Source organism: Sphingomonas sp. ASV193 (assembly GCF_040203355.1).
Classification (GTDB): domain Bacteria; phylum Pseudomonadota; class Alphaproteobacteria; order Sphingomonadales; family Sphingomonadaceae; genus Sphingomicrobium.
On the sequence record NZ_JBEHBW010000004.1, the window covers coordinates 213,303 to 224,567 of the forward strand.

Consider the following 11,265-nt stretch of genomic DNA (forward strand, 5'->3'; position numbering starts at 1 on the left):
GCCCGCGCGCCGGGCGGGTCAGGGCAGGCGGCTCGCTTTCAATATGCGCACCGGCGGGTCGAGCATCTGGCCCTTCATCACCCCGACGCCCTTGGTCGGCGAGCGCGGGCTCGAAAAGATCGCTTTCACCACGTCCATCCCCTCGACGACATGGCCGAAGGCGGCGAAGCCGGGATCGGTCGCGCTCGCGTCGAAGCCGGGGATGTCGACCGTCTCGATGAAAAAGTCCGACCGCGCGCTGCCCGGCTCGAGCCGCGCCATCGCGATCGAGCCCGCGACATTCTTGATCCCGGTCTCGCTCGATGGCTCGTGAGCGACCGGGGGAAGCAGCTTGCGCGCGTCGCTGGTGATCCCGCCCTGCACCAGCCCGCCGCCATCGCCATAGGGCATCGCGCGGTAGAAGCCTTCGCCGTCGAGCTTGTGGCCGTCGACATATTTGAGGAAATTGGCGGTCGTCTTGGGCGCGTGCGCCGCGTCGAGCGCGAGCACGATACGCCCCTTGTCGGTATCGAGCGCGACCTTGACGGTGCCCGGATCGGCGGGGGCGGGGGAGGGGGCGGCGGCGATCGCGGCGAAGGGCAGGGCGAGCGGCAGGGCGAAGAGCGCGAGTCGGGTCAGCATCGCCCTACCTGACGGGCTTTTCCTCTTGGCTTCAAGCCCTTATAGGCGCGCCCATGACCTCCCTGGCGATTCCCGACGAGCGGCCGCTGCCGGCCGAGTGGCGCGACCTGTTCGCGCTGACCAAGCCCAAGGTGATGCGGCTGGTGCTTTATACCGCCGCCGCCGGGCTGCTGGCTGCGCCGGTGCCGCTCCACCCGGTGCTCGCCTTTACCGCGCTGCTGTGCATCGCGCTCGGCGCGGGCGGGGCGGGGGCGCTCAATATGTGGTACGAGGCCGAGCTCGACGCCAAGATGCGCCGCACCGCGGGCCGCCCGCTTCCCGCCGGGCGGGTCGACCGGCAGACCGCGCTCCATTTCGGGGTCGGGCTCAGCGTTTTCTCGGTCGTGTTGATGGGGCTTGCCACCAACGTGCTCGCCGCCGCGATCCTGGCGATCTCGATCCTGTTCTACCTCGTCGTCTACACCATGTGGCTGAAGCCGCGGACCGCGCAGAACATCGTCATCGGCGGGGCGGCGGGGGCGTTCCCGCCGCTGCTCGGCTGGGCCGCGGCGACGGGCAACGTCACGCTGCTGCCGCTGCTGCTGTTCGCGCTGATCTTCCTGTGGACCCCGCCGCATTTCTGGGCGCTCAGCCTGTTCGTCCGCTCGGACTATGCCGCCGCCGGCATCCCGATGCTCCCGGTCGTCGCCGGGGTCACCGCGACGCGGCGGCAGGCGTTCCTCTATTCGCTGCCGATGGCGGCGGTCGCGGTGGCGCCGTGGCCGCTCGGGCTGACCGGCTGGATCTACGGCGCGACCGCCAGCGCGATGAGCGCGGTCTTCCTGCTGCTCGCGGCGCGGGTGCTCGCCAACCGCGCGACCGAGCCCGCCGGGATGAAGCCCGAAAAGCAGATGTTCGCATTTTCGATCCTCTACCTGTTCGTGCTGTTCGGCGCGCTGGTCGCCGACGCGAAGCTGCTGCCGTAATGTCGACCCCCGACTGGGAAACCGAGGTCCGCCGCCGGCAGAAGAGCCGGTCGATGATCACCGCGCTGCTGCTCGGCGCGTTCGTCGTGCTGGTGTTCGCGATCTCGATCGTGAAGATGGCGACCCATTCGTGAACGAGCTCGAGGCGAAGAACCGGCGGGTCGCGCGCCGGGCCACGCTGTTCGTCGCGGTGATGCTCGGTCTCGCCTTCGCCAGCGTGCCGCTCTACCGTGCCTTTTGTCAGGCGACCGGCTATGGCGGCACCCCGCGCCGCGCCGAGGTCGCGCCGGGCGCGGTCGCGGGCGAGCATCTGCTGACGGTGCGGTTCGACGCCAATACCGACAAGCGGCTGCCGTGGCGGTTCGAGCCCGAGCAGACCTCGGTCACGGTCCGCCCCGGCGAGCGCAAGACGATCTTCTACGACGCCGAGAACCTGTCGGACAAGCCGCTCACCGGGCAGGCGGCGTATAACGTCAGTCCCGACCAGTCGGGCGCCTATTTCAACAAGATCCAGTGCTTCTGTTTCAACGAGCAGACGCTCGCCCCGCGCGAGAAGAAGCGGATGCCGGTGATTTTCTTCGTCGATCCGGGAATCGAGAAGCCCGACGGGGCGCCCGAGGTGAAGGAAATCACCCTGAGCTACACATTTTACCCGGTGGCGTCCGCCGCCAAGGCAAGCTAGAGCCGCCCGGCACAGTTTCTTTCCACGACGACCAAGCGATTCAGGGACCCGATCATGGCCGCGACCAAGAACCACGACTATCATATCCTTCCGCCCGACCCGTGGCCGATCATCGGCTCGTTCAGCGCCTTTTTCATGTTCGGCGGGCTGGTGATGTGGATGCACGAGGTCCGCTATGGCGGGATCATCGGCGCGGCCGGGCTGGCGATGGTGCTGGTCACGATGATCAACTGGTGGGGCAACACGATCAATGAAGCCCATGCCGGCGACCATACGCCGGTGGTCTCGCTCCACCTGCGCTACGGGATGATCCTGTTCATCGCGTCCGAGGTGATGTTCTTCGTCGCCTGGTTCTGGGCCTATTTCGACGCCTCGCTGTTCCCGCGTCCGATCGAGCTGGTCAACGGGCTGACCCAGCGGGTCACCGACCCGGCGCTGATCCATGCCGCCGAAACCTGGCCGCCCAAGGGCATGAAGGTGCTCGACCCGTTCGGCTTCCCGCTGCTCAACACGCTGATCCTGCTGTGTTCGGGCACGACCGTGACCTGGGCGCACCACGCGCTGATCCACGGCGATCGCAAGGGGCTTAAGACCGGGCTGCTGTGCACCATCGCGCTCGGCCTGCTGTTCAGCAGCATCCAGGCCTATGAGTATCTCCACGCGCCGTTCGCGTTCAAGGCGGTCAACGGCGGCAACGTCTATACCTCGACCTTCTTCATGGCGACCGGCTTCCACGGTTTCCACGTCCTCGTCGGGACGATCTTCCTGATCGTCTGCTACCTGCGCGCGGCGCGCGGCGATTTCACGCCCAAGCAGCATTTCGGGTTCGAGGCGGCGGCCTGGTACTGGCATTTCGTCGACGTGGTGTGGCTGTTCCTGTTCGTCGCCATCTATGTGTGGGGCGGTTGGGGCGCGCAGATCGCCGCGTGACGGGGGCCGAGCCGCCGACGCTGGCGGCGGCGGCCCTGCGCGGGCTGTGCCCGCAGTGCGGGTCGCGGACGCTGTTCGCCGGCTGGGTCAAGCTGGCCGGCCGGTGCCGCGCCTGCGGGCTCGACATCTCGGTGTTCAACGTCGGTGACGGGCCCGCCGCCTTCCTGATCCTGATCGTGGGGGCGATCGTCACCGTCGGCGCGCTGTGGCTCGACGCCGCCGCGGCGCCGCCGTGGTGGGTGCACCTCCTATGGATCCCGGTGGGCATCGGGCTGACGCTCGCCGGCCTCAGGATCGGCAAGGCCGCGCTCGTCTTCCAGGAATTTCGCTACCGCGCGGGCGAAGGGCGCCTGCGCAAGTGAGGCGCGTGCCCCCGCTCGCCACCGCGCTCGTCGCGCTCGCGGTCGCGGCGATGATCGGGCTCGGCTTCTGGCAGCTTGGGCGGCTCAGGGAAAAGGAAGCGCAACTCGCGCTCTACGCCGCCGCCCCGGGCAAGCCGCCGGTGACCGTGCCGGTCATCGGCGATGCCGCGCCGCTGCTGTTCCGGCGGGCGACGGGCATGTGTCTCAAGCCCGCCGCGATCGAGCGCGAGGGCGCGGGGGCGCAGGGCTTTCGGCTGATCGCGCATTGCGTGACCGGGGCCGAAGGGCCGGGGCTGCTGGTCCAGATCGGCACCACCCGCGACCCCGAGGCGAAGGTCGCGTGGAACGGCGGGCCGGTGGCGGGGACGCTCGCCCCGGCGCCCGACCATCGCGCGCTGATCGAGAGCCTGTTTTCGCCCAGGCGCGCGACCGTGCCGATGCTGGTGCTCTCGCCGCCCGCTGCGGGGCTGTCGCCCAATGCCGCGCCCGACCTGTCGGTCATTCCCAACAATCACTTCGCCTATGCGGTGCAATGGTTCGCCTTCGCCGCGATCGCCGCGATCATCTACGCGCTCGCGCTTCGCAAGCGGTGGCGGGAGCGCCGGTGAGCGCCGCGGTCACCCGGCTGGCCAACGGGCTGACGGTCGCGGTCGACCCGATGGCGGGGGCCGAGAGCGCGGCGATCGGGCTCTACGCGGCGGTCGGCTCGCGCTCCGAGGAGGCGCGGCTGGGCGGGCTCGCGCACCTCGTCGAGCATATGGTGTTCAAGGGCGCGGGCGGACGCGACGCGCGCGCCATCGCCGAGGCGATCGAGGACGTCGGCGGCTCGCTCAACGCGTGGACCGCGCGCGACCAGACGGTGTTCCACGCGCGCACGCTGCCCGCCGACGTCGCGCTGGCGCTCGAGCTGATCGCCGGGCTGGTGCGCGCGCCGACGCTCGATGCCGACGAGCTTGAGCGCGAGAAGCAGGTGATCCTGTCCGAGCTGGGCGAGACGCTCGATGCCCCCGACGACCTGATCCACGACCGGCTGATGGAGGCGGCGTTCGACGGCCAGCCGATCGGGCGGCCGGTGCTCGGCACGGCGGAGACGATCGTCGCGCCGACCCGCGACGACTGCGCGGGGTGGCTGGCCGACCAGTACACGCCGTCGCGGCTGATCGTGTCGGCGGCGGGGCGAGTCGATCCCGACGCGGTGCTCCGTCAGGCCGAGGCGCTATTCGGCGACCTTGCCGACCGGCCCGCCCCGCCGGTCGAGGCGGCGCGCTTCACGGGCGGCACGCGGCGCGAGCGCAAGCGCGCCGAGCAGGCGCACCTGGCGATCGCCTTTCCCGGTCTGGCGGCGGGATCGGCAGGAGCGCCCGCGCTGTCGCTGTTCGCACAGGCAGTCGGCGGCGGAATGTCGTCGCGCCTGTTCCAGGAACTACGCGAGGAGCGCGGGCTGGCCTATTCGATCTATGCCTGGACGCAGGGCTTCGCCGAGACCGGGCTGTTCGCGGTCAACCTCGCCGCCGACCGGGCGCGCGCGGCCGAGGCGTTCGCGCTGACGCTCGACACGCTGGCGGCGGCCGCCGAGACGCTGAGCGAGGCCGAGCTGGCGCGGGCGCGCGCGCAGCTCGAGGCGGGGATCGTCATGGCGCTCGAGACCCCGCAGGGCCGCGCCGACGCGATGGCGCGCTCGCTCGAGGTGTTCGGGCGGGTGATGACCACCGGCGAAATGCTGGGCGAATTGCGCGCGGTCGACGTCGCGGCGGCGCGGGCGGCGGGCGCGGCGATGCTGGCGGGACCGCGCGCGACCGCGACGATCGGCGCGGGAATGGCGCTGGCGGCATGAGGCGCTACTGATGTCGCTCGCCGAGCTTCAGACCATCGTCGCCGAGCCGTGGGCCGATTTCGGCCTGATCGACAGCGGCGCCGGGCGCAAATATGAGCGCTACGGCGCGGTCCGCGTGATCCGGCCCGAGCCGCAGGCGATGTGGGCGCCCGCGAACGACGCGTGGGACGCCGATGCGACTTTCGTGCCGGGCAGTGACGAGGACGGCGGCGGGCGCTGGGTTCATCACCGCCCCGTCCCCGCCGACTGGCCGCTGGCGCGCGACGGAGTGCGGTTCCACGCCAGCCTGACCCCCTTCCGCCACCTCGGCTTCTTCCCCGACATGGCGCCGCAGTGGGACTGGATGCGCGATCGGGTGCGGCCCGACGACGAGGTGCTCAACCTGTTCGGCTACACCGGGGTCGGCTCGCTGCTGCTGAGCGAAAAGGGCGCTCGGCTGGTCCATGTCGATGCGTCGAAAAAGTCGGTCGAGGGCGCGCGGCGAAATGCCGGGCTGTCGGGGATGGCCGAGCGGCCGATCCGCTGGCTGGTCGAGGACGCCGCCAAGTTCACCGCGCGCGAGGTGCGGCGGGCGCGGCGCTACGACGGCATCCTGCTCGACCCGCCCAAGTTCGGACGCGGGCCGAACGGCGAGACGTGGCGGCTCGAGGAAGGGCTGGCCCCGCTGGTCGCCGATTGCGCCGCGCTGCTCGACGAGCGATCGAGGTTTCTCGTGCTGACCGTCTACGCGGTGCGGATGAGCGCGCTCAGCATCGGCGAGCTGCTCCGGCAGGCGACCGCGCGGCTGGGCGGGGCGGTCGAGTGCGGCGAGATGGCGGTGCGCGAGGAAGCGCGCGGGCTGTTGCTGCCGACCGCGATCTTCGCGCGCTGGCGCCGCGACTAGCTACGCGCGGCGCGGATCGCGGCGCCGGTCACGAACGGCGCCCCGGCGACGATCAATAGCGCGACCGCCGCTTCGAGCTTGAGCGCCCCGCCACCGCCGTCGCCCGCGACGGTTGCGCCGAAAATCAGCAGCGGCACCGCGAGCGGGAGCATCAGCAGCCCCGCCAGCGCCCCGGCGCGGGTCAGCCCGCTGGTCAGCGCCGCGACCGCGACCGCGAGCGCGGCGAGCGCGGGGGTGCCGATCGCGAGGCTGACCAGCGCGCGCGCGAGCGCGGGGCCGTCGAGCCCGACGAGCAGGCTGCCCGGGACCGCCGCGACGAGCAGCAGCGGGCCGAAGGTCAGCCAGTGACCGACGATCTTGGCGAACCCGACCGCTTCCTCGCTGACCCGGTAAAGCGACAGCTGGTCGAGCGTGCCGTCGGCGCGGTCGGGTTCGACCAGCCGCTCGATCGGGAGCAGCGCGGCGGTCAGCGCGGCGATCCACAGCGCGCCCCCGCCGATCCGCGCGAGCAGCTTCGCATCGGGGCCGACCGCAAACGGGACCAACGCGGCGACCAGCACGAAGAACAGCACCGGCAGCCACGCCGCTCCGCCGATCGCGCGGCGCACTTCGCGGGCGACCAACGCGCCGGTCATCCGCCGATTTCCACCGTCCGCCACGCCCCGGGTAGCGCGACATGGCTGGCGGCGACCACCGCGCCGCCACGCGCGCGGTGACCGGCGACGACGCTTGCGAGCCGGTCGCCGCCGTCGCGGTCGAGCCCGTTGAGCGGCTCGTCGAGCAGCCACAGCGGCGCGCCGCTCGCCATCACCCGCGCCAGCCTCGCGCGCTTGGCCTGCCCGGTCGACAGCATTCGCACCGGCACCTCGACCAGCCCGTCGAGCGCGAACGCCTCGATCGCTTCCGCGAGGGCGGCCCCGCCCCAGAAGGCGAGCGCCTTGCCGAGCGGCAGCTCGCGGTCGAGCGCGAGCGCGTCGTCGGCGAGCGCGGCGTCCGCGCGTTCGATCGTCCCCGACGCGGGACGGAGCAGGCCGGCGATGGCGCGGATCAGGCTCGATTTGCCGACGCCGTTCGGCCCGGCGAGATGCACCGCGCCGCCTGCCTCGAGCGCCAGCGAAAGCTCTTCGACCAGCAGGCGACCACCGCGCACGATGCTGACCCGGTCGAGCGTGAGGAGGCTCATTCCCCTTCCTCCTCGAGCGCGTGCATCGCTGCGTCACTAAGCCCGAAGTGATGGCCGACCTCGTGAATCAGGATGTGCCGGACGAGATGTTCGAACGGCTCGCCGTCGGTAACCCACTCGTCGAGGATCGCGGCGCGGAACAGGCGGATCCGGTCGGGCAGCGTGCCGCTCGTCTCGACCGAGCGCTCGCCGATCGGCACGCCTTCGTAGACGCCGGTGAGGTCGAGCGGGTGATCGATGCCGAGTTCGGAAAGCAGCTCGGGCTCGGCCTCTTCCTCGACCTGGAGCACGACCGCGCCGAGGTGCCGGGCGAACGGCTCGGGCAGCGCGGCCATGGCGGCGCGCGCGATCGCCTCGATCTCGTCGGCGGAAGGCGGGGTGTCGAACCGGCGCGTCATCGCCGCTGGCTTAGGCAAGCTTGTGCCATTTCGCCACCCGCCCTACAGCGCGCAGGTTCCAGGCGCATTCATCGGATGCGCCCGGTCGATGCCGCTTTCGGGCGGCGACGGCCGGGAAGGTTGCGGAGCGGTGGCCGAGTGGTCGAAGGCGCTCGCCTGGAAAGTGAGTATACGGCAAAACCGTATCGAGGGTTCGAATCCCTCCCGCTCCGCCAACCCCATATCCAGCTGCATCCATTGATGTTCATAAAAACATGTGGAAACCGGGAAAAAAATTAGCAAAACGTCCATGGCCGTCCCAACTTGGCCGCTGCCTTCCACCACCCGTTTTTAGGGACAATTTTAGGGTTGACCAGACTGTCCCTAAAAGACCAACGTTAACTGCGCAGCTGGAGAGGTCAAAGTGCCTCGAACGATCAATCGACTGACGACGAAATCCGTAGCCGGCCGAAAGAGCCCGGGGCTCTACGCCGATGGCGGCGGACTCTACTTGAACGTCAAAGCAGCGGGGAGCCGTTCCTGGCTTTTTATCTATCAGTGGAAAGGAAAGAGGCGCGAGAAGGGGCTTGGTTCGGCCAAAGACGTCACCCTGCAAGAGGCTCGTGACCGCCGCGATTGCGCCCGCAAACTGCTTGCCGACGGCCTCGACCCCTTGGCACCAGCGGTGCGAGAAAACGGAAAATCATTCGGTGACGTTGCTGCGGCCCTCATGGCCGATCTCGAATTGGGTTGGAAGAATCCGAAGCATCGGGCGCAGTGGCGATCGACGCTCGAAACCTATTGCTCAAGCATGTGGAGCCGACCCGTCCACGAACTCGACACCAGCGACGTGCTGTCGGTCCTCCGGCCGATCTGGAGCGATAAGCCGGAGACAGCTTCGCGCGTGCGGGCCCGGATGGAGCGCGTGTTCGACGCGGCCAAGGTCAAGGGTTTTCGCAAGGGTGAAAATCCTGCACGTTGGCGTGGCCACCTCCAGCTTGTTCTGCCGGGTCGGACACGGGGTGCGGGGATAAGGCACCATCCGGCGATGCCCCACACACAGATTGGCGATTTCGTTATCGGCCTGAAGTCGCGCGTCAGCACCGCGGCGCGGGCGCTCGAATTTCTGATCCACACTGCTGCGCGAACGAGCGAGGTCATTCAAATGAGCTGGCGGGAAATTGATCGAGAGGCGAGGGTGTGGACGGTTCCGGCGGAACGAATGAAAGCAGGTACCGAGCATCAGGTTCCTCTGACAAGATCTGCCATCGCCGTACTCGACGCCATGGCGCTGCATGGATCGAGGGCCGAAAGCCCTGTTTTCCCTGGCCGCACCGGAAAGTGTCTAAGCAACATGAGCATGGAGATGCTGCTTCGCCGAATGGGCTGCGAGGATGCGACGGTCCACGGGTTCAGGTCTACCTTCCGCGATTGGGCCGGAGACGAGACCCAGCATCCTCGCGAGCTGATCGAGCATGCCTTGGCTCATCAGGTCGGAAACGCTGCCGAGCGAGCCTATCGCCGCGGAAGTGCGCTAGCCAAGCGTCGCCAATTGATGGAAGACTGGAGCGATTTCATCGTCAAGTCGGCAGAAGGTTGATCGCAGTATCGGTGTGAAGCGCACGTCCTATCGGCTGAGCAATTGCTGGTCCCGGAATGATAGTTTCCAATAATCGACCTCTTGCGCATCGAAAGTTTGGACTTAGACTTCGACCCGCGCTCGTCAGGGCGCCGAGGCGTGAGAACCTCGCTTGCGACCGGCAATAGTTCAGTGCCCGGGTGGCCGATGCGAATGTCCAGACTGCTCTCGCGGTTAAAGGCATCGGCGCATGTCCAAGCATGTTCTCAACACCCGGCTCGATGCCGGAACCGCCTCTCGAAAAAGGAGCGCAGGCGGGTGGACGGCGAGCGGATCGTCGAGCAGCTTTATCGGACGCGGAGCGCCGGACTCACGCGCTCGTTTGCTCGTTCGGCGACGAGCCGCCAGGACGCCGCCGACCGCCTTCACAGTGTGTTCGCACGCTTCATCGTGCGGCTTCGACATGAGCCCATGGACAGCCCTGCGGCCTATCTCCAGCGAATGGTCGCGAACGAGGAGGTCAGCGGCATCAGGACCGAACGCCGCGATCGGGAAATCTCGGAATCTCTCGCCGAGAGCCGGCCCACGAGTGTCGACATCCTTGGCCAGATCGAAGCGAGAGACATGCTCCGTCGCGTCGAGGCCGCACTGCTGCGGCTCAAGCCCAAAACGCGACAGATTTTCCTGGCTCACCGGGTCGAGGGATTGAGCTATGCCGAGATCGGCGAACGCCACGGGTTGAGCATCAAGGGAGTCGAGAAGCAGATGGCCAAAGCCTTATTGCACCTCGATCGTTGCCTCGGGCGCGGAGGCGCATGATCAATCCCTTTTCCAAGGACGAGCGCGTTCGTCGCCAAGCGGCGAGGTGGTTTGCGCGCCTCCAAGGACCCTCGACCGAGGAGGATCGGGCGCGTTTCGACGAATGGCGGGCCCGCGACCCGGCAAATGCCGCAGCCTTCGCGCGAATGGCATCACTCTGGCAGGCTTCCGCCGGTGTCCGCCTGCCCTCGCCGTCATTGCCCCGGGTCGCGCCGATGCCTCATCGCCTCGCCTGGGCGACAGGCTTTGCGCTCATTCTGGCGATCGGCGGCTGCTTGCTGGTCGGTGTTGCCCCGCCGTTCGTGAGCACCGGCCGAGCGCAGGATCTGACCGTGGCGACCGGGAGAGGGGAAATCCGGACCGTGAAGCTGGCCGACGGCTCAAGCCTGACGCTCGACAGCCAATCGGCCGCAAGGATCAGCATCGACCGACGGGATCGGCGCATCCGGCTTGATCGCGGGCGTGCCCGGATCGCCTGGGTTGCCGAGCAGCGCCCGCTGACGCTTGATGTCGGCGAGACCATCGAATTGGCAGGGGCCGGAACGATCGACCTGTCGACCAACGGCCGCGCCTATCTGCTGCAGACCGGCGCCGGCGCGGTGGTCATGACCCTCGGCTCGGTTCGTCGGGCGTTGGGCCCGAATGCCGCGTTGCAAATCCCGCCCGGCGTTTCAGCCGAAGGCGGCAACGTAGTCTCCGATCCCGATTGGCCGGACGGCTATCTGGATTTTCGAAACGAGCTGCTCGGGTCGGTCCTCGATCGCGCCAACCGCTATGCGGAAACCCCGATCGAACTTGGCGATCCCGCCCTGGCCAAGCTGCGGATCACCGGGCGCTACCGCGCAGGCGACACGCGCGGCCTCGCGGCCGGGGTGGCGGCCGCCTTCGATCTCGCCGCGGTCTATTCAGATGGCCGGATCCGCCTCGACCCTAAGACTGGGCGGGGCCAAAAGAAAAACGGGGGGTAATCCCCGCCCCGCGCGTCAATTCCCCGGGCGGACCTCGAGACGGTCCTGCCCGGGGGAGAGAT

General features: G+C 68.8%; 15 protein-coding genes and 1 tRNA gene. 12 read left to right on the forward strand and 4 right to left on the reverse strand.

All coding sequences use genetic code 11. The features are described 5' to 3' along the window. Positions 1 to 18: 18 nt before the first annotated feature. Complete coding sequence (locus tag ABDK56_RS09495; RefSeq protein ID WP_349808019.1) at positions 19 to 621, reverse strand: peptidylprolyl isomerase; 603 nt, start codon at positions 619 to 621, stop codon at positions 19 to 21. Positions 622 to 674: 53 nt separating this feature from the next. Between ABDK56_RS09495 and ABDK56_RS09500 the strand changes: the two genes are divergently transcribed. The 8 genes from ABDK56_RS09500 to ABDK56_RS09535 are packed head-to-tail and all read left to right on the forward strand — an operon-like array spanning position 675 to position 6,277. Next, positions 675 to 1,586: a heme o synthase gene (locus ABDK56_RS09500; RefSeq protein ID WP_349808020.1), complete on the forward strand. Its 912-nt coding sequence runs from the start codon at positions 675 to 677 to the stop codon at positions 1,584 to 1,586. Next, on the forward strand, positions 1,586 to 1,720 hold the full coding sequence (locus ABDK56_RS09505) for a cytochrome c oxidase system small membrane protein (protein ID WP_349808021.1): 135 nt from the start codon (positions 1,586 to 1,588) through the stop codon (positions 1,718 to 1,720). Before ABDK56_RS09500 ends, ABDK56_RS09505 begins: the two co-directional genes overlap by 1 nt. After that, positions 1,717 to 2,268, forward strand: coding sequence for a cytochrome c oxidase assembly protein (locus ABDK56_RS09510; protein WP_349808022.1), 552 nt, complete (start codon positions 1,717 to 1,719; stop codon positions 2,266 to 2,268). Before ABDK56_RS09505 ends, ABDK56_RS09510 begins: the two co-directional genes overlap by 4 nt. A 54-nt stretch (positions 2,269 to 2,322) precedes the next feature. Next, on the forward strand, positions 2,323 to 3,198 hold the full coding sequence (locus ABDK56_RS09515) for a cytochrome c oxidase subunit 3 (RefSeq protein WP_349808023.1): 876 nt from the start codon (positions 2,323 to 2,325) through the stop codon (positions 3,196 to 3,198). Further along, entirely contained in the window at positions 3,195 to 3,560 is a 366-nt protein-coding gene (locus ABDK56_RS09520) for a DUF983 domain-containing protein (RefSeq protein WP_349808024.1), read from the forward strand. Before ABDK56_RS09515 ends, ABDK56_RS09520 begins: the two co-directional genes overlap by 4 nt. After that, positions 3,557 to 4,168 (forward strand): SURF1 family protein, encoded by a 612-nt coding sequence (locus tag ABDK56_RS09525; RefSeq protein ID WP_349808025.1) that lies wholly within the window; start codon positions 3,557 to 3,559, stop codon positions 4,166 to 4,168. Before ABDK56_RS09520 ends, ABDK56_RS09525 begins: the two co-directional genes overlap by 4 nt. Further along, a complete protein-coding gene (locus ABDK56_RS09530; protein ID WP_349808026.1) occupies positions 4,165 to 5,394 on the forward strand; it encodes a M16 family metallopeptidase in 1,230 nt (409 codons plus the stop codon). Before ABDK56_RS09525 ends, ABDK56_RS09530 begins: the two co-directional genes overlap by 4 nt. A 10-nt stretch (positions 5,395 to 5,404) precedes the next feature. Further along, a complete protein-coding gene (locus ABDK56_RS09535) occupies positions 5,405 to 6,277 on the forward strand; it encodes a class I SAM-dependent methyltransferase (RefSeq protein WP_349808027.1) in 873 nt (290 codons plus the stop codon). Here the strand turns inward: ABDK56_RS09535 and ABDK56_RS09540 are convergent. The 3 genes from ABDK56_RS09540 to ABDK56_RS09550 are packed head-to-tail and all read right to left on the reverse strand — an operon-like array spanning position 6,274 to position 7,858. Beyond that, positions 6,274 to 6,912, reverse strand: coding sequence for a heme exporter protein CcmB (locus ABDK56_RS09540; protein ID WP_349808028.1), 639 nt, complete (start codon positions 6,910 to 6,912; stop codon positions 6,274 to 6,276). The genes ABDK56_RS09535 and ABDK56_RS09540 overlap by 4 nt on opposite strands. Continuing rightward, a complete protein-coding gene (gene ccmA / locus ABDK56_RS09545) occupies positions 6,909 to 7,460 on the reverse strand; it encodes a heme ABC exporter ATP-binding protein CcmA (RefSeq protein ID WP_349808029.1) in 552 nt (183 codons plus the stop codon). Before ccmA ends, ABDK56_RS09540 begins: the two co-directional genes overlap by 4 nt. Further along, on the reverse strand, positions 7,457 to 7,858 hold the full coding sequence (locus tag ABDK56_RS09550) for a metallopeptidase family protein (protein ID WP_349808030.1): 402 nt from the start codon (positions 7,856 to 7,858) through the stop codon (positions 7,457 to 7,459). Before ABDK56_RS09550 ends, ccmA begins: the two co-directional genes overlap by 4 nt. Positions 7,859 to 7,982: 124 nt before the next feature. On the opposite strand from ABDK56_RS09550, the gene ABDK56_RS09555 reads away from it, so the two are divergent. The 4 genes from ABDK56_RS09555 to ABDK56_RS09570 all read left to right on the forward strand — a co-directional run bounded on the left by ABDK56_RS09555 (position 7,983) and on the right by ABDK56_RS09570 (position 11,203). Further along, positions 7,983 to 8,073: transfer RNA gene (locus ABDK56_RS09555), tRNA-Ser, on the forward strand. A 188-nt stretch (positions 8,074 to 8,261) separates the two neighbouring features. Next, complete coding sequence (locus ABDK56_RS09560) at positions 8,262 to 9,437, forward strand: tyrosine-type recombinase/integrase (protein WP_349808031.1); 1,176 nt, start codon at positions 8,262 to 8,264, stop codon at positions 9,435 to 9,437. Positions 9,438 to 9,734: 297 nt separating this feature from the next. Beyond that, positions 9,735 to 10,235, forward strand: a complete 501-nt coding sequence (locus ABDK56_RS09565) for an RNA polymerase sigma factor (protein WP_349808032.1) — start codon at positions 9,735 to 9,737, stop codon at positions 10,233 to 10,235. Beyond that, positions 10,232 to 11,203, forward strand: coding sequence for a FecR family protein (locus ABDK56_RS09570; RefSeq protein WP_349808033.1), 972 nt, complete (start codon positions 10,232 to 10,234; stop codon positions 11,201 to 11,203). The genes ABDK56_RS09565 and ABDK56_RS09570 overlap by 4 nt, the downstream gene beginning before the upstream one ends. Positions 11,204 to 11,265 lie beyond the last annotated feature (62 nt).